We start from the raw sequence: 24,477 nt of genomic DNA, 5'->3' as shown, positions 1-24,477 counted from the left end.
AGAATTAGGACAGCACCGGAGCCAGTGCCACAAAGTAAGCCAGCAGGCAGAGCACAATCGTGATGCCCGAGAAGGTCAGCACGATTTTTTTCTCGCCCCAGCCGCACATTTCAAAGTGATGATGGATCGGGGCCATTTTAAACAGGCGCTTGCCATGGGTGGCCTTGAAATAGGTCACCTGCAAAATGACCGACAGGGTTTCAATGATGTAAATCAAACCGACGAGAAGCAGGATCAGCGGCATATCGCACGCAAATGCCAGACCTGCTACCGCGCCGCCGAGGAAGAGCGAACCAGTGTCGCCCATAAACACCTTGGCGGGATTGAAGTTATAGATCAGGAACGCCGCCAGACCGCCGGCCAGCGCCGCCGCGAAGATCACAACGCCCGCGTCACCGCGCGCGATGCCGACGAACACAAAAAACACCGCAACCGGCAGCGTCACGCCGGCCGCCAGACCGTCGATGCCGTCGGTCAGGTTGACCGCATTATCCGCGCCGACGATGACAAACGCCGCAAAGATGATGTACAGCGGCCACGGCCAGACAAACGTAATATCGGTAAACGGGATCCAGAGGCGCGGCGCGCTGTCCGACCCGAGGAAGAGCACAAGAATGAATGCGCCCGCCACAAGGATCTGCAGCACCAGCTTCTGCTTGGGTGTCAGGCCCGCGTTTTCCTTTTTGCGGATCTTGGCATAGTCATCCACCATGCCGACCGCACCATATGCCACGGCCAGACCGAGCACCGCCAGCGAAGAAACGCAGATATGGCCCGCAAAGCTGTTGCCCGCGGCCACCGCAACGGCGATGCCGATGATGAACATAAAACCGCCCATCGTCGGGATATTCTGTTTGTTCATATGCCATTTCGGCCCGATCTCCAGGATCTTCTGGCCGAACTTCATTTTACGAAGATAACGGATCACAGCCGGACCGATCGCCGCGGTCAGCACAAACGCAACCGCACAGGCAACCAGTGCCGTATAAAGATTTGCTGGTGTCATTCTTCCACGTCCTCCCCTAAGAACATCGCAAGCGCGCGTTCCATCCGCATGCCGCGGCTGCCCTTGAACAGCAGCGCGTCACCCTTGGCGGCATCCTGCCGCAGCGCCGCGACCAACGCGGCCTGATCCTCGAACGCGAACGCCCGCTCCATTCCATTTTCCTTTGCGCCCGCGACCATCGCCTGCGCATCCGGTCCGTAGGCATACAGCGCATCCGCATGCTTGGCCGCTGCGCGGCCCGCCCTGCGGTGGCCTTCCTCCGCATAATCGCCCAGCTCCAGCATCGAACCGAGCACGGCAAAGCGGCGTCCTTCCGGCGCCATACCGCCCAGCACGGCCAGTGTTGCTTCCATCGCGTCCGGGCTGGCGTTGTAGCAGTCGGCATAAATATGGAAGCCGTTCTGCTCATAGATATTCTGCCGCATGCCGCTCGCCTCGTAGGACGCAAGGCCCTCGGCGATCTGCGCAGGCGTCTCGCCCAGCAGCAAACCAACCGCGGCCGCCGCCAGCGCGTTGAGCACATTGTGTGCGCCCGGGATCGCAAGCTTTGCGGCGAAGCGTTCGCCGCACGGCAGCGCCACATCGGGCAGATTGTTGTTTATAATATCAAATGTACCGTCTTTATGCAAGCATGCGGTCAGATCGCATGCGGAATTTTCCACACCATAGGTGACCACCCGGCAGCCAAGCTGCTCCCGTTTGTCCCACAGCAGCGGTTCATCGCCGCAGAAAACGGCGCAGCCGTCCGGCTGCAAACCTTCCAGAATTTCTAGTTTTGCCTTGCAGATGCCCTCGCGCGAACCGAGAAATTCGATATGCGAGGTGCCGATGTTGGTGATGACCGCGATATCCGGCTGCGCCGCCGCGGTCATGCGCGACAGCTCGCCAAAGTGGTTCATACCCATCTCGGCCACCATGACTTCGGTGTCCCGCGTCATGCGGAACAGAGTCAGCGGCAGGCCGATCTCATTATTCAGATTGCCTTCGGTTTTCTGGGCGCGCAGGCCCTGCGACAGCACCGCGTACAGCAGTTCCTTGGTCGTGGTCTTGCCGACCGAGCCGGTCACGCCGACCACCTTGCCGCCGCACAGCCGCCGGTAGCCGCCCGCCAGATCGAGCAGCGCCTGCGAGGTGTTTTCCACATACAGCGCCGGCACCGGATATTCCTCGTGTTCGCGGTGCGACATCACGGCAGACGCCCCGTTCTCGATCGCCTTGCCGATGAAATCATGCCCGTCAAACCGCTCGCCCTTGATCGGCAGGAACAGCGCATCAGGCGGGATAACCCGGGAATCGGTTGAAACCGCGGTCAAAACCGCGTCCCCAGCCGCTTCTCCTCCGGTCCATTCCGCTGCCTGCGCCAGCGTAAATTGTTCCATGCACTCTTTTCCCCCATTGTTGTGAATTTGCGCATCCGCTGCGCTTTTCCTTATCCTTTTTTGCTGAAGAACGACGCGACGATTTCGCGTTCGTCCATATGATGCTTGACATGGTTGACTTCCTGATAGGTTTCGTGTCCCTTGCCCATCAGCACAATCACGTCATCCTTTTTCGCATGCGCCAGCGCCCAGTGGATCGCTTCCGGGCGGTCCACGATCACCTGCATCGGAGTCTTGGTGCCCTGCATGCCTTCGAGGATATCGTCGATGATCGCCTTTGGATCTTCCGTGCGCGGGTTATCGCTTGTCACCACGCAGAAATCCGCCAGATCCGCCGCGATCTTGCCCATCTTGGGACGCTTGGTGCGGTCACGGTCGCCGCCGCAGCCAAACAGCGCGATCACGCGCCCCTTGGCAAACCCGCGCACCGCGCGCAGCACGTTTTCCACACCGTCCGGCGTGTGTGCGTAGTCGATCAGCACGGTATAATCCGTGTCGGTCGGCACGACCTCGACGCGGCCCTTGACGCCGGTCGCGGTAGCAAGCGCGTGCGCCGCGTCCGCCAGCGGCATACCGACCTGCAGCACGATACCCAGCGCTGCCAGCGCGTTTTCCACCGAGAAATGTCCGGGGATCGGCAGCTTGACGCGCGCCAGATCGCCCTTGGTGGTCGCAACAAACTCCACGCCGTCCGCGTGCAGACGGATGTTCTTCGCCGTCAGGTCGGCGGCATCCTTCTCGCACGAGAAAGTCAGGCACGGGCACTTGGCGTCGGCCAGCATGGCCTGCGCTGCATCGTCATCCAGATTGATGACGCCCTTGTCGCTGATGGTGAACAGGATCGCCTTTGCCTTGCGGTATCCCTCCATGGTCTTGTGGAAGTCCAGATGGTCCTGCGTCAGGTTGGTGAACGCGCCGACCGCAAAGCGGATGCCGTGCACACGGTCGAGCACGAGCGAATGCGAGGATACTTCCATGATGACATGGGTGCAGCCCGCGTCGCGCATACGCGCGAACAGCGCGTGCAGCTCGTAGCTTTCGGGCGTGGTGCGCTCGGTTTCGATCACCTCGTCGCCGATCAGGTTCTGATTGGTGCCGATCAGGCCGACCTTGTGCCCCGCCTGCTCGAGCATATGTTTGACCAGATAGGTCGTCGTCGTTTTGCCGTTGGTGCCGGTCACGCCCAGCATGACCATGCTGTCTGCCGGATGGCCGAACCGGTTGGCCGCGATCTCCGCGAGTGCCTGACGGGCGTTTTCCACCACGACCGCCGGCGCGCCCTCGGGCGCTTCCTCACAGACGATTGCCGCCGCGCCCTGCTCGAGCGCTTTGCCGATATACTGATGTCCGTCGGTTGCAAAGCCGCGGATCGCGACGAACAGGTCGCCCGCCTGCACGGCACGCGAATCGTACCGCACCTCGCGGATCTCCAGATCGTCCGCCGCCGTGCTGCTTTTCACCGCAACCCCGCGGAACAGTTCCTGTAATTTCATGTTTCTCCTCCTATCGGTCGTTGACGTTTGTGGTATCCGAGAACTCTACCGTTACCACCGCGCCGATATTCACCTTTGTGCCGGCCGCCGGGCTTTGCTTGCTTGCGGTTGTGCTGCCCGTGACCTGCGAGGACGCAACGCCCTTCTGTTTCAAATACAGCCCATATTCTTCCAATGTACTACGACATTCATCCGGTGTCAAGCCCGTAAGGTCGGGTACGGAGATTTGTTCGGTCGGTTTGCTCTCACCCATATACAGGATGACCTTGCCGCTTGCCGGGATGCGCACGCCGCTCGACGGCACCTGATCGGTGACCGTATCGCCGTCGCCCACCACGCGGTATTCAAAGCCCGCCTGTGCCAGCGTTGCCGCCGCCTGTTCCTCGGTCGAGCCGATCACGCTCGGAACGGTCAGTTCGCGGCGGTCGTTTTCCTCATCCGAGTAAACCGGCGTTACGCCGATGTACGGCAGCACATCCTCCATGATGCGGCCGACCACCGGTGCGGCGATCGCACCGCCGCCGTGGGGTGCGGACTCCGGCAGGTCGTTGATGGAAACGAGCACTGCGATCTGCGGGTCGTCCATCGGCGCCACGCCGATAAAGGATGCGGTATAGCGGTCTTCTGTGTCGATGACCTTGCCCTCGTCATCGTATTCGGGCAGGATCTCCGAAGTCGCGGTCTTGCCGCCGATCCGATAACCGGATACATAAGCATTTTTACCGGTGCCGCCCGATACGACCGCTTCCATCGCCTCGCGCATGTACGCCGAGGTCTCCTCCGAGATCACCTGGCGGATCACGTTGGTCTCGGTTGTCGATTTGACCGAACCGTCCGAACCGAGAACCTCCTTGACCACATACGGCTGCTTGAGCTTGCCGTCGTCCACGATTGCGCAGACCATGTTCAGCTCCTGCAGCGGCGTGACCTTAAAGCGCTGGCCGAACGATGCAACTGCCAGCGAAACCTCATTCCACGCGCTGGTATCATTCAGATCGAAGAAAATGCCCGAGCTCTCATTCGGCAGATCGATGCCGGTTTTCTCGGTCAGGCCGAACGCCTTGTAAAATTCATAAAAACGATCCATGCCGGTCTTAGCCGCGATCTGCATCATGGCCACGTTGCAGGAATTCATCAGCGCCTCAGTCAGCGTCTGCGTGCCATGGCCGCTGGTGTTCGAGCACCGGATCGGCTGCGACCAGTCGCCGACCATCAGCGAACCGCCACAATAATATGTGTCCTGTTCACTGGTCAGCCCCAGTTCATACGCCGTTGCAACCGTCATCAGCTTGAACGTAGAGCCCGGCTCGTATGTGTCGCTGACTACCGGATTATACCACATTTTATACAGCTGCTGCGACCGGATTTGTGTCAATTTATCGACCAGTTCCTCGTTTTGCTGCACGCTCTCCGGCAGGTTGGCGAGGCCGCCTTCCTGGTAATATTTATCGCTGATCTCGGCCGTGACGCCGGCCTCCGCCAGCGCGGCCTGTACATTGGTTTTGAGTTCCTCGATATAGCGCTCATCCGTAATGGTGTACGAGCTGTTCGGATCATAGTCCGGCAGCGACGCCATCGCCAGCACTTCGCCGGTCTTGACGTTCATCACGATGCCGGAAACGCCGTCGCGCGCCTGCGGGTTATCTGCCAGCGCAGTTTCCAGATGCTTTTCCAAAAAGTTCTGGATGTCGCTGTCGATGGTCAGCACCAGCGAATCGCCGTCCTGCGCGGGGATATACTGTTCGGTCTCCGGCGTCATATCCTGATTCTGCGCATTTTGCACGCGGACAATACGTCCCGCCGTGCCGGAAAGCACATCGTTGTACTGTGCTTCCAGACCATATGCGCCGTTGTTGTCGTTATCCACATAGCCGAGCACCGCGGACAGGAACGAGCCCTGCTGATAATACCGTTTGGTATCCGGCTCGGAATACACGCCCGTGCAGCCTGCCTCATCCAGCTTGGCGTACAGCTCCTTGGAAACGTCCTTATCGACTTTCTGCGCGATGATCTCGTACTCGGAATTGGTTTTCTGGACTTTCGCCAGCACCGTGTCATAATCCAAGCTCAGCTCATCGGCCAGAATCTGCGCCAGCGTCTGCTGCTGTGCCTGCGCGGAGATGCCTTTGTTCACCTTGGCCTCATCCACCACGCCCTTGGGCGAAATGACAATGCGCTCTACCTCTGCCGATTCCGCCAAAACCTGCATGTTGGCGTCATAGATCTTACCGCGGTTGGGGGTAATAAAGGTATCGCGCGTTTGCAGCGACGCGGCCTGCTGGCTGTAAAAATCATAGTGGAACACCTGCATATACAGCAGGCGAACGCCAACCAATCCAAAGCCAAGCACCACAAAAGCCAGCGTCATCATGCCGATTCGTGCGCGCATTTGATTGTTCGGTCCCTTTGCTGCCATGTGTATTCCATGCCTCCATAATTTCGATAAAAAAAGCGTAAGGAGTCAGAAGTTTCCACCTCTCACTCCCCTGTACGCATCCTATTCATTTCCTTACCGGATATATTCCACAATTGCCGAAAAGCTGTGTGCCAGACCGGCAAACAGAGAACCGAGCGAGACACCGCTGTCCGCGACCGTCACCGTATCCGGATTGGTCAGCTCGACGTATTCGATCTGGGAATTGTCCATCTTGACCATGCCGAGCGTATTGACCGCGTAATCCTCTACCTCGTCCAGATTCATGCTGTTCATCTGCTTGGTCGTCAGCGAAACATTTTCCGCCGTCAGCTCGCTGAGCAAGTCGTTCTGCTCGCCGACCTCGGCGCTGAGCTGCGTCAGCTGCATCTGACAAAACAGGATATACACCGCAGCAATCACGACAACCGCAATGCAGCCGAACAGGCTGGGTCTGACGCGTGCTTTCTTGCGGCGGCGCGGTGTGGGCGCTACGCGCAAATCACGCTTCTGCTCCTGTTTCACCGGAAAACGCTCTTCATATTGTTTGTAGGCCACGCTTTCCCTGCTGGCAGTCATCATTGCATTTCCTTTCTCCTGCGGTTGCTGTTCATATCTTTTCGCAAACACGCAGCTTCGCGCTGCGGGCTCTTGGATTCTCCCCGATCTCTTTTTCATCCGGAAGGATCGGCTTACGCGGAGTCAGCCGCACCTTCGGTTTTTTACCGCACACACAAACCGGAAATTCTTTCGGGCAGGTGCACCCCTGCGCCGCCTGTTGGAATGCTGCCTTGACAATACGGTCTTCCAAACTGTGGAATGTGATCACCGCAAGCCGTCCGCCCGGATTGAGGCAATCAATCGCTTTGTCCATCGCTTCCCGCACCGCGCCAAGCTCATCGTTTACCGCAATCCGAATCGCCTGAAAGCTGCGCTTTGCAGGATGCTGTTTTTCCCGTTTTGCCTTGCCCGGCATCGCGCCTTTGATCACATCGACCAGCTCGAGCGTGGTCTCGATCGGCTTTTTCGCGCGCTCCCGTTCGATCGCCGCGGCAATGAGCGGTGCGTACCGTTCCTCGCCGTACTCGAACAAAATCCGCCGGATCTCGTCCCGGCTCCACTCGTTGACCACCTCGTACGCGGTGAGCTTTTGCGTCCGGTCCATCCGCATGTCGAGCGGCGCGTCGTGCATGTAGGAAAAGCCGCGTTCCGCATGGTCGAGCTGCGGCGAAGAAACGCCCAGATCGAACAAAATGCCGTCCGCACCCGGCAAACCCAGCGACTCCAGCACATGGTCGATCTCCCGGAAATCGCTCTTGACCGTCGTCACGCGCTGCCACACATCATGCAGCCGGACTTTGGCATTTTCCAGCGCCTCGTCATCCCGGTCGATGCAGATCAAACGGCCGGTATCATGCAAACGCTCCGCAATGCGGAGCGAATGTCCGGCGCCGCCGGTCGTCGCATCGACATATACGCCGTCCGGTTTGATCTGAAGCGCCTCCAGGCACGGTTCAAGCAGAATGGATACGTGATGAAATTCCATACTCTCCTCCTGCCTGTCCCATTAGAAATCCATATCTTCCACGTCAGCGGCAACGCTCTCGGCATCAATTGCCTCGTTGTAAACGCGCCACTTTTCACTGTTCCAAATTTCCGCGTGATCCAGCTGGCCGATGACCACAACATCCTTTTGCAGGTCGGCAAACTCACGCAGATTTGCGGGGATGAGGATTCGTCCCTGCGCATCGAGCTGCGCATCAAACGCATTGGCAAAATAATACCGCTTAACGCGGCGTGCCTTTTCCCCATTGCCCAGACTGCGGATGCGATCTTCCAAGGCTTCCCACTCTTTTTCGGGATAAACCGCAAGGCATCCATCCAGGCCCTTGGTGACGGTGAAGCGCTCTCCCAGCTCCTCACGCAGTTTGGCCGGCATTGCCAGCCGTCCCTTTGCGTCAACGGAATGCTTGTATTCGCCCTTCACCAGATTCACACCACACTTTCGCTTTGGTGGAATCTGTGACACTTTGCCCCACTTCTCACCACCTTGTTTCCATTATAGCTGGACGCATGGTGGATTGCAAGATTTTTTTCGCATTATTTTGCAGAAGATTCTAGCCAGATATTCGTGATTTCGACGGTTTTTGCAATTTTCAAACACTTGTTCGATAGTTTTCGTTTTTCCCTGCCAAGCCCCGCCAGTGGGGGAAATTCCCACCAGTTCTCCACCCTCACGCAGGCATTCTTCCTGTTTGGTGGCAGGCGGCCGCGCCGCTCACGCCCTGTGTGGGACAAAGTGGGAAACACCTTTCACCGAGGGTGCCGGACGAGCGCGACCGTCTCCCCATAAAAAAAACAGCTGCCCAAACGGCAGCTGTTTTTTCAGTTCCATCATTTTGCCACGCTCTTGAACCGCTGGCGTGCCTTGCGCACTTCCTCCAGCGAAAGCGCCACCGCTTCCTCGGTCCGCTTGAGCGTATCTTCGCAGTACTCGTTGGCCACGCGGCGCAGCTCACGCGCCTGAATTTCCGCGTTGCCCTGCACTTCCTTGGCCTTGCGGCGTGCCGCGACCACGATTTCGGTTTCCGAAACCATCTGGCGGGCGTCTTCCTCCGCCTGACGGCGGATCGCTTCCGCCTCACGTTTGCCGGAAGCGAGCATCTCGCTGCGTTTGGCTACGATATCCTGCGCGGCCTGCAAATCATTCGGCAGCGTCGCGCGCAGCTCATCGAGCAGATCGAGCAGATGGTCACGTTCGATAATGCACTTCTCACCCGCCAGCGGGATTCCCTTAGCGTCCTGCACCATATCGTACATGCTGTTGATCAGTTCGTCCAAAGTTGCCATCGTTTAGCCTTCCTTTCTTGTGCGGCGCACAATATCCTGCATGATCCCGTCTGGGACAAAGCCGGCGACACTGCCGCCGTGTACCGCGATGTCCTTCACCACCGAGGAGGACAGGTACATATATTCCGCGCTCGTCATCAGGAAAACCGTATCCAGATCCGGGTTCAGCTTCCGATTGGCCAGCGCCATCTGAAACTCATATTCAAAATCCGAAACTGCGCGCAAGCCCTTGACCACCGCGCACGCTCCCTGCTGCTTGGCGTAATCCGCCAGCAAGCCGCCGAAGGAAGCAATCTCAACATTCGGAAGGCCGGCCGTTGTCCGTCGGAGGAACTCCATGCGCTCCTCCACCGAAAACATCGGCTGTTTGTTCTGATTATGCATCACCGCCACAATCAGCCGGTCAAACATGACCGACGCACGGCGGATGATATCCAAGTGGCCCAAAGTGACCGGGTCAAAGCTGCCCGGATAGATCGCAGTTCTCATGTTATTCATCCGTTCCGCCGTCCCGCAGACGCAGAACGGTAATCAAAGTTGCGCCATAGCGGCGCTCACGAAGGGTCTCAAACCCATGCGCGAATCGATCCTCTACTGCACTTTCGCATATTATTATACCATTTGTAGACAGAATGTCAAACGTTTCTATCTGTAATAATGCATTTTCCAAAATCCTGCCTCCGTACGGCGGATCGAGGAAAATCAGGTCGTACCCCCGCTTTGCCGCATGGGAAACAAACGCATCTGCTTCCGCGCGGTGCAGGCCGGCACGGTCCGCCACGCGGGCGGTTTCTGTATTTTTACACACGATGTTGTATGCTGTTTTGTTGTGCTCCACAAAATCACAGTGCTGCGCCCCACGCGAAAGCGCCTCGATCCCGAGCTGTCCCGTGCCCGCAAACAGGTCGAGCACCCGCGCGCCGCGCACATGATCCTGAATCAGATTGAACACATTTTCCTTGACGCGGTCGGTCGTCGGCCGGGTGTTCATCCCGGGTACGGGCTGCAATTTGCAGCCTCTTGCCGTGCCGGATACCACACGCATGGGTCAGTCCTCCTTGTGGAAATAGTCAAACACCGCCTGCGCGGCATTGCGCGGCAGGATGCGGGCCAGCTCCTGCTCGCTCGCCTGCCGGATGTTCTCAATGCTGCCGAAATGCCGCAGCAGATCGGCGCGGCGCTTGTCGCCCACGCCGGGAATCTTGTCCAGCGTTGAGCCGCGCACCTTTTTCCCGCCCAGCTTGCGGTTGTACTCGATCGCAAACCGGTGCACCTCTTCCTGGATGCGCCCGATAAGCGCAAACAGCGCGGGCGTGGCCGAAATGCCGAATTCGCTTCCGTCGGGCGCGACCAGCGCGCGCGTGCGGTGCTTATCGTCCTTGACCATGCCGAAGCAAGGGGTTTGCAGCCCAAATGAGTCGAGCACTTCCTTGCACACGCGGACATGTCCCAAACCGCCGTCGATCAAAAACGCGCTGGGCAGCGGGGCAAACTTTTCGTCCCCATCCACATAGCGCTGCACGCGGCGCGTGAGCATTTCGCGCATGGAAGCATAGTCGTCCTGCCCGTTGGCGGCACAGGCGATCTTGAACTTGCGGTAGGCGCTCTTTTTGGGCTGCCCCTCCACGAACACGACCATCGAACCGACCGTGTCCTGCCCGGCAAAGTTGGAAATATCGTATGCCTCTAGGCGCAGCGGCAGCGCCGCCATACCGGTGACGTTTTGCAGCAATTCCAGCGATTTATGCCGCCGTTCGGACTGTTTTTCGCGCCGTTCGATCTCCTCACGGGCGTTTTTTTCCGCGAGTCTGGTCAGCACGCGGCGCTCGCCGCGCTGCGGCACAGCCAGTTCGACCTTGCGTTCCGCGATCGAGGACAGATACTCGCCTACGGCGTCCTGCTCCTCGATTTCATGCGAAAGCAGCACGGTTTTGGGCACCGCGCCGCGCTGCGCATAATACTGCTTAGCAAACGAGGACAGCACCTCGGCCGGGTCGCTTTCGGTCAGGTGGAACAGGGTGTATTCCTTGTCCTGCAAGGCGCCGCCCGCATAGTGCAGCACGCACACGCAGGCGCGCGTCTGCCCCTGTACGAACGCGATCACATCCAGTTCGGCGAACGCGCCCGCGACCACATGCTGGCGCGTGCCCAGTTTCTGCACCGCGCGCAGCCGGTCGCGCAGCATCGCCGCACGCTCGAACTGCAATTCCTCCGCCGCCTCGTTCATCTTTTCGGTCAGATCTTTTTCGAGCTTTTTGGCGTTGCCCTCAAACAGATCGATCGCCTGCTCGATCAGCGCGTGATATTCCGCCGGGCTGACATTGCCCGTACAGGGTGCGCAGCAGCGCCCGAGATGATGGTTGAGACACGGACGGTCTTTGCCGATATCGCGCGGGAACACACGCGAACAGGTTTTGAGCAGCAGTGCTTCGCTGATCGTATCGATCGCGCGGCGCGCCGCCACGCGGCCCGGATAGGGGCCGAAATAGCGCGCGCCGTCATGCCCCGGGCGGGACACAACGGTGAACGCCGGATAAGGCGCGTCCGTGTTCAACCGGATATAGGGATAGCCCTTGTCGTCCTTCAAAAGGATATTGTACTTGGGCTTGTATTTTTTGATCATCGAGTTCTCGAGCACGAGCGCTTCGAACTCGCTTTCGGTGACAATGATGTCGAAATCGTCGATATGGCTGACCAGCTGCCGCGTTTTGGCGTTCAGCCGCTCGGGCGGCTGAAAATAGTTGGACACGCGGTTGCGCAGCAGCTTTGCCTTGCCGACATAGATCACCTTGCCGGTCTTGTCCTTGTGCAGGTACACGCCCGGCTGCATCGGCAGACGGCGCACGCGCTCCTTGAGCTGTTCTCTTGTCACGGTGGGACCGCCTCCTTTGCTTTGCCAAATCCTTCGATAAAAAAAGCGCCGAGCAATTCGGCGCTTTTTCTCAGGATGCGATAACTTAGTCGGTGAAATTGGACGTGATCAGTTCAACCAGAGCCGAAACAGCCTCTTCTTCATCCGGGCCGTCCGCGATCAGGTTGATGGTAGTGCCCTTGGTGATGCCCAGGGACAGGATGCCGAGCAAGCTCTTGGCGTTGACGCGGCGCTCTTCCTTCTCTACCAGGATCGTCGACTTGAACTCATTAGCCTTCTGAATAAAAAAAGTTGCGGGACGGGCATATAAGCCTACCTGATTGGTAACCTGTACCTCTTTCGAATACATAATCTGCATCGCTCCTATTTCTTCAAATCCGATATATATAGTCTATCCTCTTTTGTCGATTTCGTCAAGCCTCTTTTGCGCCCGGCGCTTTTGCGTTTTTGATGAAATTTTTCCTGCATCCTGCCGAAATATCTGGCATTTTGCCCTGTATGCCGGTTTTGCGCGAAAGGATATGCAGATTTTCATGCACATAGCGAAACCGGTTTCACCGCAGTTCCACGATCGTAACGCCCTGTTCGCCCTCGCCGTATACGCCGCTGCGCACACTCTTAACGCGTTTGTTGCTTCTCAGGTGCTGCTGCACGGCGTTTCGCAGCACGCCCGTGCCCTTGCCGTGAATGACGGTCACCGACGGCAGCCCCGCCATGATCGCGCGGGACAGAAAATTGTCCACCTCGAAGAGCGCTTCCTCCGCGCTCATGCCGCGCACATCGACCTCGCTCGCCGCCGAGCGCAGATTCAGCTCGCGCGCCGGCGCGTTCCGCCGCGGCTGCGGCGCGGGCTTTTTCGCGGCCTTGGGCTGCTCGACGAGCCGCAGCTCGTTTTCCTTGACCGTCATCTTCATCGGGCCGGCCTGCACCTGCACATTGCCGCTTTTATCCGCGGGCGCCAGCACATCCGCCAGCACGCCGCCAACATTCAGCAGGCGCACGCGGTCGCCCTTTTTGACCGGGCGCTGCTCGTCCGCCTCGACTACGCGCTTCTGCATACCGCGGCGCTGCTCATTCTCGGTCTGCGTGATGACACCGCGCAGCGCGGCCTTGGCCGCGGCGAGATTCTGGTCGGCGCCCTTCTTCTGCGCCTTTTTCTTCATGTCCTCGAGCTCGTCAAAGACGGTCTCGGCCGTCATGCGCGCGTCCTTGAGGATACGGTCGGCCTGACTGCGCGCGCTTTCGAGCATCTTGTCCGCACGCTCCTCGGCTGCGTCGCGCTCGGCGCGCATCTTATCGCGTTCGGACTGCGCCGCGGAGCGCATTTTCTGCGCTTCGTCACGCATCTGTTCGACGCGGCGGCGCTCGCGCTCAAGTTCCGCCAGCACGTCCTCAAAGCGCGCGTCCTCGGTCGAAACCTGCTCCTTGGCCCGCTCGATGATGGTCGGCTGCAGGCCCAGCCGCGCCGCAATGGCAAAAGCATTGGACTTGCCCGGAATGCCGGTCAGCAGGCGGTAAGTCGGCTGCAAGGACTGCACGTTAAACTCGCACGAGGCGTTCTCGACGCCGTCGGTCGTGAGCGCAAAGGTCTTCAGCTCCGCATAATGGGTCGTCGCCGCGACACATGCGCCCATCTGGCGCGCATAGCCGATGACCGCGACGGCAAGCGCCGCGCCCTCGACCGGATCGGTGCCCGCGCCCAACTCGTCGAACAGCACCAGATCGCCCTGCCCGCAGCAGTCCATGATGGACACGATGGTCTTCATGTGCGCAGAGAAGGTGGACAGCGACTGCTCGATGCTCTGCTCGTCGCCGATATCGGCGTAGACATGCTCAAACAGCGCGATTTCGCTCTGCTCGTTTGCCGGAATGTGCAGGCCGGAGGCCGCCATGAGCGACAATAGCCCCAGCGTTTTGAGCGACACGGTCTTGCCGCCCGTGTTCGGACCGGTGATGACCAGCGTGTCATAGTCCCCGCCGATGGCAATGTCGATCGGCACGGCCTTGTCCTTGTCCAGCAGCGGATGCCGCGCGCGCAGCAGACGGCAGCGGCCGCTGCCCTCGACCAGCACGGGCGCCGCGGCGTTCATCTCAAACGACAATTTCGCGCGCGCAAACACAAAGTCGAGCGATACAAGCGCGTCGAAATCCTGCGCGATCGCGCCCTTGTAGTTTGCGACCTCATTCGATAATTCCGCGAGAATTCGCTCGATCTCGGCTTCCTCTCGGCCCTCGAGCACCTTGATCTGGTTGTTGATCTCGACCACCTGCTGCGGCTCGATAAACACGGTCGCGCCGGTGGACGAGGTATCGTGCACCAAACCGGGCACATCGCCGCGGTGCTCGGCCTTGACCGGCACGACAAAGCGGCCGTTTCGCTGGGTGATAATGGTTTCCTGCAAATATTTGGACCGCTCGCCCGAAATCAGACGGTTGAGCGTTTCGCGCACCTTGCCCGAAATGCGCCGCAGTTCGCGGCGGATGGACAGCAGCTCGGGGCTGGCGCCGTCCGCGATCTCCTCCTCGGAAAGAATCGCGGTCGTGATCGCTTCCTCGAGCGACCGGTTGCCGGTGAGCAGACCGAAAATCGGCGTCAGTGCGGTCTTTTCCTCCTGCTCCGCGTCGTACACGAGCGCGCGGCGTGCGGTTTGCAGCAGGCTTGCCACATCCAGCAGTTCACGCGGGTTGAGCGTGCCGCCGCGGTCGGCGCGCTGCAAAATCGCACCAACCTCGCGGATGCCGCCGAACGACGGGCTGCCGTGCCGGATCATGCGGTTTTTCGCGTCCGAGGTCTGGTCCATCCAGACCTGCGCCTGCTCATGGTCGTCGAGCGGCCGCAAGGCACGGCACTTCTCCTTCGCCGCGTCGGACGCGGCCTGTGCCGCAAGCCGCTCGAGAATTTCGTAATATTCCAGTGTTTTTAAGGATTTTTCGCCTAAACGATTCATCGCAAACTCCCAAAATACAAATTATAATGCTACTGATTTATAAAACTGCAAGCTGTCGAACCCGCGGCCGAGGTGATACTGCGCGTAGGCTTCGGCCAACCGGCAAAACTGCTCTTTTGCCGCGCCGGTGAGCGCAAAGGCATACGCCTTCTGCGGCTCGGCCGACAGCGCGTGCAAGATCGCTCGCAGCGTGCCGTCCGCCAACCGTTCGTACCCGCCGATGCGCGCGGCGCACTTCGCGTCCGCCGCTGTACCTGCCCGCACGGAAAAGCACACGGGCGGCTGCGCGATCGGCTGTCCGCACACGCCGCAGCCGGCCAGATCGGGCGCATAGCCGCTTTCGGCCAGCACACGCCACTCAAACGCCGCCTTGACCAGCAGCGGATCACGTTTTTTGCCTTCGAGCGCGTGCAGCGCGTACAGCAGCAGACGGCTGACCGCCGGACTGTCCTCGTCCGGCCCGGTCACCGTACCGGCAAGCTCGGCCAGATAGCACGCGAGCGCGTACCGCTCGATATCCTCGGCAAGCGAAAAGAACGAGTGCACCAGATCGGCGTCGCGCAGCGCGTATTTTCCGCCCCGCTCGGACAGGATCAGCTCGGAATAACAAAACTGCCGCGCGGCAGGGTTTTGTTTTTTGCCCCGCCGCGCGTTTTTATACAGAATTTCGCTTTTGCGGCCGTATTCGGTCAGCACGGTCAGATAACGGTCAAAGTCGCCGAAATCCACCTCGCGCAGGATGAGCGCGCGCAGTCTGACCTCCGCCATTTACTGATCCTCGTAACCGAAGTTGCGCATCTGGTACTGATTGTTGCGCCAGCCCTCTTTGACCTTGACCCAAAGTTCGAGGAACACCTTGGCATCCAGCATGCGCTCGATATCCGCGCGCGCCTGCCGGCCGATTTCTTTGAGCATCGCGCCCTGCTTGCCGATGATGATGCCCTTGTGACTGTTCTTTTCGCAGTAGATCACCGCGTTGATCTCGACCAGGCCGTCCTCACGCTCGTTCCAGCGCTCGATGCCGACGGCCACGCCGTGCGGCACCTCGCGATCGAGCAGGCGCAGCATCTTTTCGCGAATGATCTCGGCCACGAGCTGCCGCTCGGGCTGGTCGGAGACCATATCCTCCGGGAACAGCTGCGGTCCTTCGATGGCATATTTGTCCACCTCGGAGAGGAAATCCTGAAGGCCCTCGCCCGTGCGCGCCGAAACCGGCACGACTGCGTCAAAGTCATGCGCCTGCGAATAGGTCGCGATGACCGCGAGCAATTCTTCCTTCTTGATCGTGTCGATCTTGTTGATGACCAGAATGGATGGCATGTGGTGCTGCTTGATCTGCGCGATCAGGCTTTCCTCCGCCGGGCCGATGTTCGCGATCGGCTCGACGACCAGCGCCGCCACGTCCACCTCGGACACGGTATCGGTCACGACCTTGCACATATAGTCGCCCAGACGGGAGCGCGGCTTGTGCAGGCCGGGCGTGTCCAGAAAGACATACTGCGTGTCCCCGCGGCTGAGTACGCCCGTGATGCGTGTGCGCGTGGTCTGCGGTTTGCTGGACACGATGGCAACCTTCTGCCCCACCAGCTTATTGGTCAGCGTGGATTTGCCGACATTCGGGCGGCCGACCACCGAGACGACCGCGGTTTTTGTAATCTTACTCATTGTATTCTCCCATAATGAAATATAAACCAAAGCGCGGCCGGTACGGTCACCAGCAGCGCCATCACAGCCCAAAGATGCGCCAGCAGGAATTGTACCGCCGTCCACAGCACCCCTTCGCCGAGGAAAATGCACACACCGACCGCGACGCATGCGACCGCGCACACGAACACGCCCGCCGCCGCGATATCCTTGGCATTGCGCACAAACCCGTCGTATCCGCTGGCCTGCCGGTCGCACAGCCGCTCAATGGCGGTATTCATCAGCTCCGCACCCATGGTCAGGCCGAAGCAAAGACACAGGATCGCGCCCTCGGCCGCGTTCGCGCGGCCCATCAGCGCAAAAACGGTCACATAAAACGCCGCGACCATATGCACACGGAAGTTGCGCTCGCCCTGGATGCACAGCCCCAGCCCGCGCAGGGCATGCTGAAAGCTCTCATGCAGTTTTCGGATGTTCTTGCCCATATCAGTTCTCTCTGGTCAGGCCGAGGAAGGTGAGGTTGTCCTCCTCCTTGGCGCGCATCAGGCGGGTATCCTCGTCGTTCCTCTCGTGGTCGTATCCCAGCAGGTGCAACACGGAATGTGTGGTCAGATAGCCGCACTCACGCGCGGGCGAATGGCCGAACTCGGCGGCCTGCTCGACCGCACGCGTATAGCACAGGATCATATCGCCCAGCATGACGCAGCCGGTGTCCGGCTCGGCATCCAGTTCCTCCTGCGGCTCGCCGTTATAAAATTCGTACATCGGGAAGGACAGCACATCGGTCACGGCGTCCTTGTCCCGGTATTCGGCGTTCAGCTGCCGGATGGCGTCCGCGTCAACGACAGTCACGTCGATCTCCGCGTCAAACGGCACGCCCTCGCTCTCGAGCACGCGCGTTGCACAGGTCTGGATCAGCTCGCGCACGCCCTGCGCATCCTCCACTTCGGTTTCAAACCCGATTTTGATCTGATGGTTCATCTCTGCATCCTCTTTTTATCGCTTGTCCTCTTTGCGGCGGGCGGGCAGACGCTTGGCCTGCTGCCGTCCCTTGCCCTTTTTGCCCTCATATTCCGCATATGCCTTGACGATGCGCTGCACCAGCTCGTGACGCACGACGTCCTTTTCGGTCAGATAGCACTGGGCGATGCCCTCCACCCCGTCAAGCACGCGCAGCGCTTCCTTCAGGCCGGACTGTTTGCCGTCCGGCAGGTCAATCTGGGTGATATCGCCCGTGATGACCGCCTGCGAGCCGAAGCCCAAGCGGGTGAGGAACATCTTCATCTGCTCCGGGGTCGTGTTCTGCGCCTCGTCCAGGATGATGAAGCTGTCGTCCAGCGTGCGGCCGCGCATGTAGGCCAAGGGCGCTACTTCGATCGAGCCGCGCTCCTGATACTTGGCGAAATTCTCCGCGCCGAGCATATCGAACAGGCCGTCATACAGCGGCCGCAGATAGGGATCGACCTTGCTTTGCAGGTCGCCGGGCAAAAAGCCCAGCTTTTCGCCCGCCTCAACCGCGGGACGCGTCAGGATGATGCGGGAGACCTGCTTATCCCGGAACGCCGCGACCGCCGCGGCAACGGCAAGGTAGGTTTTGCCCGTGCCCGCCGGGCCGACGCCCATGACGATCGTATTTTTGCGGATGGCTTCCATATAGCGTTTCTGGCCGAGCGTCTTGGCCTTGACCGGCTTGCCCTTGGCCGTGATGCATAGCACGTCGCGGCTCATGGTATGCACTTCGGCTTCGCGCCCGTCGCGCGCGAGCCCAATGACATACTGCACGGTCTGCGTGCCGACGGCCTCGCCCCGCGCCGCCATGGAAACCAGCGCCTCTATGGTGCGCCCGGCGATCTCGACGTCCGCCGGCTCGCCCGAAATCTTCAGTTCGGTTCCCCGGCTGACGACCGACACGCCCAGTTCCCGCTCGATCAGCTTGATATTCTCATCAAATGCGCCGAAAACCGAAATCAGCAGTTCGGTTCTCTCCACCTGTATTGTCTTTTCTATGGTTTGCACCTTGCTTTCCTTGAAATCTCGTCCGAAGCCACGCTTTCGGACGAAGGATTGCACCGCAGCAATACTGCGGATGCAGCCTCTATCGAAAAAAGTTCCTATCGAAACTTTTTTCTTTTCCTGTATAAAAACCGAGATGCACGCTCCCGGTTTTTATGAACCGCGCGGCACACCGCACGGTTCCATTTCATACGCGCTGCGGCGCGGAGGCTACTATGCCCCATCTTCTTCCGGCGGCTTCTCCGGAATCGTGCTGTCGTCCACGGCTTCCACCCCGATCTGCTCGACCGCGTGCACGGTCAGATCCAGTACCGCCGCGCCGTTCTGCTCGGTGAGCGTTTCGCTGTGTTCGGTGACCGAACCATCGATGCCAGAGGCAATGTCCTCGAGCGCTCGCGACAGCATATCAACGCGCAGGTCCTCCACCGCATCGGTTTGCCCCTCGCGCTCGTAAAACACATAGGTCTGCACGACCAGCGACACCGGGAACACCACGCTGTCCGACAGGCGCAGCATTCTGGTTTCTATTATTTTATCACAGGTACCCCCGGCAATTCCACTCCCAATATATAAATTTAACCGATGATTTCCCAAAACCAGCGCATACTGCCGTTTGATTTTCCCGGTGTACGCCTTGTTTTCGGTCTCGAGCGCACGCGCCGCCGTCACATGATGCACGGTGTACGCCTCAATCTCGCCGCGCGCATGCGCCAGACGGTAATTGCCGCCTTCGCGCGTGGGCGGCACCAGACCGCTGATGAGCGTGTCGCCCGTCTGCACCGCGTCGCCCGCCTGCACCATCGGCTGCCCCTCGAGCGCCTTGACGCTCTTGACCACGCCCTCGCGCGCGGCCACCACTTTGACCACCGCGTCCTGATCGATCTTCTCTGCGGGCGGCGTCACCCCGTAAGCCTCCACGGTCAGGCTGTTGCCGCGGATATTGAGCGACAAAAACGTCATATTGGGCTGCATCGCACGCATCTTCCAACGGATGCTGCGCGTATCCAATGCGCTGATCCGCGCGCCGACATGCACCCCCAGCTCTTCCAGCTGCTGCATCACCTCGGCCTGATCGAGCGCCGGGTCGATATGCGTCTCGATCGACCAGATATGTGCGCTCAGCACCCAGCAGAGCAGCACAAACAGCGCAAACCCGCCCCACAATACCGTGCGCGGCCGCAGCCGCTGTGCCACAAACGGCGCGCCGCGCCGCTGCACGATATGCACCCGACAGCCTGTGCGTCCCATATACCGCCGCAGCGCGCGGAAATCCGCAACCGACAGCGTAGCATACATTTCGTCCCACGCCGTACGCTCCATCCGCCGCAAAGTTAATTCCTTCGCGGCGCACAAATTGAGAAACCGCGGCAGGCTCGCACCCGTCACGCGCACGCGCACCTGTCCGCGCGCCAGATGCCAAAGCCGCGCGATCATCGTCCTGCCCCCTTTCCGTTATCCCGCTGTGGTATACTCCACCGAGACGATCGTCCCGGTCACCGCCAATTCATCCAACGAAAGCGCCGTCAACGCCAGCCCCTCTCCCACGATGCGCACCTCGCAGCCGCTGCATTTGACGCGCAGCAGCCCGGATTCATACTCCTGTATGCCCCGGTGGTTTTCCACCACCACGCGGCTGTTGCCGATGATCTCCACGCGAGGCCGCGCGTAGTGCAGGTCGTCGAACAGCTCGCCCAACCCGTCATGCGCCATGTGCGTCCCTCCTCTGCCCCGCTATTGTATGCATCGGCCGCATCAAACTTGCCTGCCTCGCATATTCTGAGGCATCGGGGGTGTGTCCATGAAACTGCTGATTTCGCTTGCGCTGTTTGCTGCATTCCTGTTCTGTCCGGCGGCGTGCGCCGAAGGCGTGCGCGACGGGCTTTCGCTTGCCGCCGGACAGGCGCTGCCCGCGCTGTTCCCCTTTTTTCTAGCCAGCGGCCTGCTGACACGCAGCGGATTGGCGCAGGCGCTCAGCCGCCTTGCCGCACGCCCGCTTTGGGCGTTGTACCGCCTGCCGCCCGCCGCCGCACCGGCTGTCATTCTCGGGCTGACCGGCGGCTATCCGGTCGGGACGGCGACCACCGCCGATCTGCTGCGGCAGGGCGCTCTTGCGCGCGACACCGCCGCCCGTGTCAACTGCTTCTGCAACTGCGCCAGCCCCGGCTTCTGCATCGGGCTGGCGGGGCTCGGCATATTCGGCAGCGCGCGCACGGGCGCGGTGCTGTACGGCATCCATGTGCTGGCTGCCCTGTTGGTCGGCCTGTTCGCCGCGCGCGCAGACGCGCCCGTTCTTCCGGCGCCAACCGCCCGCACGACGGAGCAAACCGCCCGGCAAAGCTTTTCCGCGATGTTCTGCGCCGCCGTGCAGCAGGCCGCCGCCACCGCCCTGACCGTCACCGCGTTCCTGACGGTTTTCTGCATCCTGCTGCACCTGATTCAGCCTGTGCTGTCCCAGCTTCCGTATGGAAACGCCGGCGCCGGCCTGCTCGAGCTGACTTCGGGGCTGGATGCGCTCGACCCGCTGCCGCTGCCGGACAGCGTCAAGCTGACGCTGACCTCCTTCCTTCTTGGGTTCGGCGGCCTGGCCGTGCAGTTTCAGGCGCGCGCCCTGGCCGAACCCGCCGGTCTGCCCATGCGCGGCTTTGCCGCCTGCAAACTGCTGCACGGCGCGCTGTCCGCTGCGCTGACCGCCCTGCTGACGCGTGTTTTTCCCACCGCGCTTCCCGCTTTTGCCCCCACGGACGCCGCAGCCGCGCCGCATCCTCATCTCTTTCCCTTCCTGATATTGCTTTTGGTGATGTTTGCAATTTGGTCTGGAAAAAAAGCGAAAAATAAGATATAATGGGTCACAGAATACTGGATTGGAGTGACCTTACGCATGAGGCTGAAAAAGCTGCTGCGAAAAGATATCGAACCGCGCTGCACCTACTGTGCGCATGGCACGCCGCTGGCCGACGGCCAGCGCATCGCCTGCCGCCGGCGCGGCGTTGTGGACGGCACGGACCACTGCCGTGCGTTCCGATATGATCCCCTGCGACGGGTGCCGCCCAAGCCGGCGGCGCTGCGCGGACACTTTACAGATGCTGACTTCTCGCTGGGGGATACCGATGAAAAATAAAATGATATGGAACCGTTTTGCAGCGCTTGCGCTGTGCTTTGTTTTACTGTCCGCCGCCGTGCCGCTGCCGCAGGCGCTGGCCGCGCCGGACGACGACCAATCCGTGTCTGACACGACAGATACCACTGATTCGGCCGACACCGCAAATTCCGATGGCACGGACAACTCGGACAGCGATACCGCAAATTCCGACGGCACGGACAGTTCGGACAGCGATACCGACGGCACTTCGACCACCGCGCAGAACAACGACGCAAACGTCATCGCCGCCGCGGCCAACGCGCCTTCCATCACCGCCAAATCCGCTTTGCTCATCAGCCCGGACTCCGGCATGGTGCTGTATGAAAAAAATGCCGACGCGCGCTGCTATCCGGCTTCTACCACCAAGATCATGACCGCGCTTTTGACGCTCGAAAACGTGAGCGACCTGAGCGAAACCGTCACCGCGGAGGCTTCTGACTTCGAGCATGTCACGGCCGACAGCTCGAACGCGGACATCAAAGAGGGCGAAGTCGTCACGGTGGAGGATCTACTCTATGCGCTCATGCTGCCTTCCGCCAACGAAGCCGCGTACATGCTGGCCCGCCATGTTGGCGGCAGCTGGGAAAACTTTGTCGATATGATGAACGCGCGCGCCGCCGAGCTTGGCTGCACGGGCACCCATTTTTCCAACCCCTGCGGCCTGCATGAAGAAGACCACTATTCCACCGCGCGCGACCTGTACAAAATCGCTTATGCGGCGATGCAGGACGAAACCTTTGCCAACATCGCTGACACCGTGCAGTATCGAATGAGCAAAACCAATATGCATGAAGAGCGCATCATCTACACGACGAACATGCTGATTTTCAGTTCGTATGCCTCCTATTCCTATCCGTACTGCAAGGGCATCAAAACCGGACACACCTCGCAGGCGGGCAACTGCTTCGTCGGCTACGCGGAATACGGCGACGCCAAGCTGTATTCGGTCGTGCTGGGCAGCGCCGACCAGTCACCCCAGTATCCCGAAATCGCTGCCAGCTTCACCGACACCAGTTCGCTCTGCAAATGGGGCTTTGAGAATTTCACCTCCAAAACCCTGGTCAAGCAAGGCGATACCATCAAGCAGATCGGCGTAGCGCTGTCCACCGATACGGACAAGCTGGTGCTGACCGCCAAAAACGATCTGGTTTCTCTGGTGCCCAAGGATCTGGATATTGAGGAGCTGACCAAAAACCCGGTGATCACCGCGCCGGAAAGTGTGGACGCCCCGATCAAGGCGGGCGACATCATCGGCAGCGTCACCTATTCTTATAACGGTGTGGATTACGGCACAGTCGAGTTGGTCGCGCTGAGCGACGTAGAAATGAGCCGCGTGCTGTATTATGCAGACAAGCTGAGCAACTTCTTCCAGAGCACGGTATTCAAGGTCATCCTGATCGTGCTTGCGGTATTCGTAGTGTTGTACATCCTGTTCAACCTGACCTTCGGCGGGATCCGCCGCCGCAGACAGCGCAAAAACCTGCGCTCGCGATATGAAAATTCCAACTATCAGCGCAGACGCCGCAGATAAACAAAAAAGAACCGTCCCCGTGGGGACGGTTCTTTTTTTGTCTGTGAGGGCTATTGCAGCCAGGATGGTTTTTCACGCATCCGCACGCCCGCCGCGATACCGAGCGCGGCATACATTGTCACAACTGAGGTACCGCCGTAGGAAAAGAACGGCAGCGTCAGGCCCATAACCGGCAGCAGACCGACGTTCATAAAAATGTTCATAAACGTCTGGAACAGGAACATGCCGCCCACACCCACGGCAAGCAGCGCGGAAAACGTGGTGGAGGCACGGTAGGAAACATAAAACAAGCGCAGAATGAGCAGCGCCAGCAGACAGATGATCAGCATGCAGCCGAGAAAGCCCAGCTCTTCGCCCGCAACCGAAAAGATGTAGTCGGTCTGGTTTTCCGAAACCAGCTGCATCTGGGTCATTGTGCCGTGCGTCAAGCCCTGTCCGGAAAACTGGCCGGAACCGATGGCGATCTTGCCGTACGTCGCCTGCATGGAGGCGTCAGTATCGATCGACGGGTCAAACAGCACGAGGATACGGGTCTTTTGGTAATCCTGCAGCACGAAATTCCACAGAATCGGGATGCTGATGATGCCAAGGCCAACACCCGCCCCCAGCCACTTGAGCGACAGCCCCGCGGCAAACAGCATGATGAGCGCAATCATGAAATACTGGATCGCCATGCCGGTATCGCCGGACGCGATGACGACCGCGCCCATCATAATCAGCGTGTGCAGGCCGATGACGAACAGCCCGCGCCACTCGCTGATGTGTTCCTTGATTTCGGAAATGTGCGCGGCAAGCGTACAGATGAAAATCAGCTTGCCAAGCTCGCCCGGCTGCAGGCTGGTCACGCCCAGATTGAGCCATGCGCGCTGGCCGTTGACTTCCTGCCCCAGCGGCGTAAACAGCAAAAACTGCAACCCGATGTTGACTAGCACAAAGATCTTCCACCAGCCACTCATCGCTTCCAGATCGATCAGGCTCATCACCACAAAAGCGCCCAAGCCAATGATGATCGCCGCGCCCTGCACAATCAGGTTGCGCGTGCTGCCGTCGAGCGCCGTCGCGGGATTGAGCGTTGCCGAGTAGATCAGCACCATACCATATCCCGAACAAATCAGTGCCAATATTGCCAAATACAGGTCGGTGTTTTTGATATAATGCGTGATCGTTTTGAAAACGTCCATGCCGACCC

24 protein-coding genes are annotated in these 24,477 nt (G+C 59.8%); 3 read left to right on the top strand and 21 right to left on the bottom strand.

The window, feature by feature from the left end; all coding sequences use genetic code 11:
• Nucleotides 1-4: 4 nt before the first annotated feature.
• The 20 genes from mraY to EJL02_RS07940 form a co-directional block, all read right to left on the bottom strand.
• Nucleotides 5-1,006 carry a phospho-N-acetylmuramoyl-pentapeptide-transferase gene (gene mraY / locus EJL02_RS08035; RefSeq protein ID WP_125115892.1) on the bottom strand — a complete coding sequence of 334 codons (1,002 nt, stop codon included), beginning with the start codon at nucleotides 1,004-1,006 and terminating at the stop codon, nucleotides 5-7.
• Nucleotides 1,003-2,385 (bottom strand): UDP-N-acetylmuramoyl-tripeptide--D-alanyl-D-alanine ligase, encoded by a 1,383-nt coding sequence (locus EJL02_RS08030; protein ID WP_125115891.1) that lies wholly within the window; start codon nucleotides 2,383-2,385, stop codon nucleotides 1,003-1,005. The genes mraY and EJL02_RS08030 overlap by 4 nt, the downstream gene beginning before the upstream one ends.
• 50 nt (nucleotides 2,386-2,435) lie before the next feature.
• Nucleotides 2,436-3,878 (bottom strand): UDP-N-acetylmuramoyl-L-alanyl-D-glutamate--2,6-diaminopimelate ligase, encoded by a 1,443-nt coding sequence (locus EJL02_RS08025; protein ID WP_125115890.1) that lies wholly within the window; start codon nucleotides 3,876-3,878, stop codon nucleotides 2,436-2,438.
• Nucleotides 3,879-3,888: 10 nt separating this feature from the next.
• Nucleotides 3,889-6,294, bottom strand: a complete 2,406-nt coding sequence (locus EJL02_RS08020; RefSeq protein WP_125115889.1) for a penicillin-binding transpeptidase domain-containing protein — start codon at nucleotides 6,292-6,294, stop codon at nucleotides 3,889-3,891.
• A 93-nt stretch (nucleotides 6,295-6,387) separates the two neighbouring features.
• On the bottom strand, nucleotides 6,388-6,849 hold the full coding sequence (locus tag EJL02_RS08015; protein ID WP_125115888.1) for a hypothetical protein: 462 nt from the start codon (nucleotides 6,847-6,849) through the stop codon (nucleotides 6,388-6,390).
• Between the two features lie 52 nt (nucleotides 6,850-6,901).
• Entirely contained in the window at nucleotides 6,902-7,837 is a 936-nt protein-coding gene (rsmH, locus tag EJL02_RS08010) for a 16S rRNA (cytosine(1402)-N(4))-methyltransferase RsmH (RefSeq protein ID WP_125115887.1), read from the bottom strand.
• A 21-nt stretch (nucleotides 7,838-7,858) separates the two neighbouring features.
• Complete coding sequence (gene mraZ / locus EJL02_RS08005; RefSeq protein ID WP_243114429.1) at nucleotides 7,859-8,287, bottom strand: division/cell wall cluster transcriptional repressor MraZ; 429 nt, start codon at nucleotides 8,285-8,287, stop codon at nucleotides 7,859-7,861.
• 398 nt (nucleotides 8,288-8,685) lie between these two features.
• Entirely contained in the window at nucleotides 8,686-9,141 is a 456-nt protein-coding gene (locus tag EJL02_RS08000) for a hypothetical protein (protein ID WP_125115886.1), read from the bottom strand.
• A gap of 3 nt (nucleotides 9,142-9,144) precedes the next feature.
• Nucleotides 9,145-9,630 carry a pantetheine-phosphate adenylyltransferase gene (coaD, locus tag EJL02_RS07995; protein WP_125115952.1) on the bottom strand — a complete coding sequence of 162 codons (486 nt, stop codon included), beginning with the start codon at nucleotides 9,628-9,630 and terminating at the stop codon, nucleotides 9,145-9,147.
• Between the two features lies 1 nt (nucleotide 9,631).
• On the bottom strand, nucleotides 9,632-10,186 hold the full coding sequence (gene rsmD, locus EJL02_RS07990; protein WP_125115885.1) for a 16S rRNA (guanine(966)-N(2))-methyltransferase RsmD: 555 nt from the start codon (nucleotides 10,184-10,186) through the stop codon (nucleotides 9,632-9,634).
• A gap of 3 nt (nucleotides 10,187-10,189) precedes the next feature.
• Complete coding sequence (gene uvrC, locus EJL02_RS07985; RefSeq protein WP_125115884.1) at nucleotides 10,190-12,013, bottom strand: excinuclease ABC subunit UvrC; 1,824 nt, start codon at nucleotides 12,011-12,013, stop codon at nucleotides 10,190-10,192.
• Between the two features lie 85 nt (nucleotides 12,014-12,098).
• Nucleotides 12,099-12,362 (bottom strand): HPr family phosphocarrier protein, encoded by a 264-nt coding sequence (locus EJL02_RS07980; protein ID WP_107632189.1) that lies wholly within the window; start codon nucleotides 12,360-12,362, stop codon nucleotides 12,099-12,101.
• Between the two features lie 205 nt (nucleotides 12,363-12,567).
• Nucleotides 12,568-14,961, bottom strand: coding sequence for an endonuclease MutS2 (locus EJL02_RS07975; RefSeq protein WP_125115883.1), 2,394 nt, complete (start codon nucleotides 14,959-14,961; stop codon nucleotides 12,568-12,570).
• A gap of 21 nt (nucleotides 14,962-14,982) precedes the next feature.
• Nucleotides 14,983-15,729 (bottom strand): DNA repair protein RecO, encoded by a 747-nt coding sequence (gene recO / locus EJL02_RS07970; protein WP_125115882.1) that lies wholly within the window; start codon nucleotides 15,727-15,729, stop codon nucleotides 14,983-14,985.
• Nucleotides 15,730-16,626 carry a GTPase Era gene (gene era / locus EJL02_RS07965; RefSeq protein ID WP_125115881.1) on the bottom strand — a complete coding sequence of 299 codons (897 nt, stop codon included), beginning with the start codon at nucleotides 16,624-16,626 and terminating at the stop codon, nucleotides 15,730-15,732. It lies immediately after the preceding gene.
• Entirely contained in the window at nucleotides 16,623-17,090 is a 468-nt protein-coding gene (locus EJL02_RS07960) for a diacylglycerol kinase family protein (RefSeq protein WP_125115880.1), read from the bottom strand. Before EJL02_RS07960 ends, era begins: the two co-directional genes overlap by 4 nt.
• Before the next feature lies 1 nt (nucleotide 17,091).
• Nucleotides 17,092-17,586 carry an rRNA maturation RNase YbeY gene (gene ybeY / locus EJL02_RS07955; protein ID WP_125115879.1) on the bottom strand — a complete coding sequence of 165 codons (495 nt, stop codon included), beginning with the start codon at nucleotides 17,584-17,586 and terminating at the stop codon, nucleotides 17,092-17,094.
• A gap of 15 nt (nucleotides 17,587-17,601) precedes the next feature.
• Nucleotides 17,602-18,621 (bottom strand): PhoH family protein, encoded by a 1,020-nt coding sequence (locus EJL02_RS07950; protein WP_442858007.1) that lies wholly within the window; start codon nucleotides 18,619-18,621, stop codon nucleotides 17,602-17,604.
• A 210-nt stretch (nucleotides 18,622-18,831) separates the two neighbouring features.
• Entirely contained in the window at nucleotides 18,832-20,052 is a 1,221-nt protein-coding gene (locus EJL02_RS07945) for a sporulation protein YqfD (protein WP_125115878.1), read from the bottom strand.
• Nucleotides 20,053-20,070: 18 nt separating this feature from the next.
• On the bottom strand, nucleotides 20,071-20,328 hold the full coding sequence (locus EJL02_RS07940; RefSeq protein ID WP_125115877.1) for a YabP/YqfC family sporulation protein: 258 nt from the start codon (nucleotides 20,326-20,328) through the stop codon (nucleotides 20,071-20,073).
• Nucleotides 20,329-20,416: 88 nt separating this feature from the next.
• Here EJL02_RS07940 and EJL02_RS07935 point away from each other — a divergent pair, with 88 nt between their 5' ends.
• Genes EJL02_RS07935 through EJL02_RS07925 form a run of 3 tightly spaced genes read left to right on the top strand, consistent with a single transcriptional unit; the run spans nucleotide 20,417 to nucleotide 23,288 of the window.
• Nucleotides 20,417-21,460 (top strand): hypothetical protein, encoded by a 1,044-nt coding sequence (locus EJL02_RS07935; protein ID WP_125115876.1) that lies wholly within the window; start codon nucleotides 20,417-20,419, stop codon nucleotides 21,458-21,460.
• A gap of 36 nt (nucleotides 21,461-21,496) precedes the next feature.
• Nucleotides 21,497-21,736, top strand: a complete 240-nt coding sequence (locus EJL02_RS07930) for a hypothetical protein (protein WP_125115875.1) — start codon at nucleotides 21,497-21,499, stop codon at nucleotides 21,734-21,736.
• Entirely contained in the window at nucleotides 21,726-23,288 is a 1,563-nt protein-coding gene (locus EJL02_RS07925; RefSeq protein WP_164510344.1) for a D-alanyl-D-alanine carboxypeptidase family protein, read from the top strand. The genes EJL02_RS07930 and EJL02_RS07925 overlap by 11 nt, the downstream gene beginning before the upstream one ends.
• A 50-nt stretch (nucleotides 23,289-23,338) precedes the next feature.
• Here EJL02_RS07925 and EJL02_RS07920 read toward each other — a convergent pair whose 3' ends face one another.
• Complete coding sequence (locus EJL02_RS07920; protein WP_125115873.1) at nucleotides 23,339-24,469, bottom strand: FtsW/RodA/SpoVE family cell cycle protein; 1,131 nt, start codon at nucleotides 24,467-24,469, stop codon at nucleotides 23,339-23,341.
• Nucleotides 24,470-24,477: the final 8 nt, after the last annotated feature.

The organism is Agathobaculum sp. Marseille-P7918, from assembly GCF_900625105.1.
GTDB lineage: Bacteria > Bacillota > Clostridia > Oscillospirales > Butyricicoccaceae > Agathobaculum.
The sequence above is the reverse complement of the archived record's forward strand: the minus strand, read 5'-3'. Positions and strand labels throughout refer to the sequence as shown.

Bases quoted from the DNA above. Each gene is read 5' to 3' on its own strand.
- mraY (WP_125115892.1), bottom strand. From the start codon at position 1,006: ATGACACCAGCAAATCTTTATACGGCACTGGTTGCCTGTGCGGTTGCG.
- EJL02_RS08030 (WP_125115891.1), bottom strand. From the start codon at position 2,385: ATGGAACAATTTACGCTGGCGCAGGCAGCGGAATGGACCGGAGGAGAA.
- EJL02_RS08025 (WP_125115890.1), bottom strand. From the start codon at position 3,878: ATGAAATTACAGGAACTGTTCCGCGGGGTTGCGGTGAAAAGCAGCACG.
- EJL02_RS08020 (WP_125115889.1), bottom strand. From the start codon at position 6,294: ATGGCAGCAAAGGGACCGAACAATCAAATGCGCGCACGAATCGGCATG.
- rsmH (WP_125115887.1), bottom strand. From the start codon at position 7,837: ATGGAATTTCATCACGTATCCATTCTGCTTGAACCGTGCCTGGAGGCG.
- EJL02_RS08000 (WP_125115886.1), bottom strand. From the start codon at position 9,141: ATGGCAACTTTGGACGAACTGATCAACAGCATGTACGATATGGTGCAG.
- coaD (WP_125115952.1), bottom strand. From the start codon at position 9,630: ATGAGAACTGCGATCTATCCGGGCAGCTTTGACCCGGTCACTTTGGGC.
- rsmD (WP_125115885.1), bottom strand. From the start codon at position 10,186: ATGCGTGTGGTATCCGGCACGGCAAGAGGCTGCAAATTGCAGCCCGTA.
- EJL02_RS07980 (WP_107632189.1), bottom strand. From the start codon at position 12,362: ATGTATTCGAAAGAGGTACAGGTTACCAATCAGGTAGGCTTATATGCC.
- EJL02_RS07975 (WP_125115883.1), bottom strand. From the start codon at position 14,961: ATGAATCGTTTAGGCGAAAAATCCTTAAAAACACTGGAATATTACGAA.
- recO (WP_125115882.1), bottom strand. From the start codon at position 15,729: ATGGCGGAGGTCAGACTGCGCGCGCTCATCCTGCGCGAGGTGGATTTC.
- era (WP_125115881.1), bottom strand. From the start codon at position 16,626: ATGAGTAAGATTACAAAAACCGCGGTCGTCTCGGTGGTCGGCCGCCCG.
- EJL02_RS07960 (WP_125115880.1), bottom strand. From the start codon at position 17,090: ATGGGCAAGAACATCCGAAAACTGCATGAGAGCTTTCAGCATGCCCTG.
- ybeY (WP_125115879.1), bottom strand. From the start codon at position 17,586: ATGAACCATCAGATCAAAATCGGGTTTGAAACCGAAGTGGAGGATGCG.
- EJL02_RS07945 (WP_125115878.1), bottom strand. From the start codon at position 20,052: ATGATCGCGCGGCTTTGGCATCTGGCGCGCGGACAGGTGCGCGTGCGC.
- EJL02_RS07940 (WP_125115877.1), bottom strand. From the start codon at position 20,328: ATGGCGCATGACGGGTTGGGCGAGCTGTTCGACGACCTGCACTACGCG.
- EJL02_RS07935 (WP_125115876.1), top strand. From the start codon at position 20,417: ATGAAACTGCTGATTTCGCTTGCGCTGTTTGCTGCATTCCTGTTCTGT.
- EJL02_RS07930 (WP_125115875.1), top strand. From the start codon at position 21,497: ATGAGGCTGAAAAAGCTGCTGCGAAAAGATATCGAACCGCGCTGCACC.
- EJL02_RS07925 (WP_164510344.1), top strand. From the start codon at position 21,726: ATGAAAAATAAAATGATATGGAACCGTTTTGCAGCGCTTGCGCTGTGC.
- EJL02_RS07920 (WP_125115873.1), bottom strand. From the start codon at position 24,469: ATGGACGTTTTCAAAACGATCACGCATTATATCAAAAACACCGACCTG.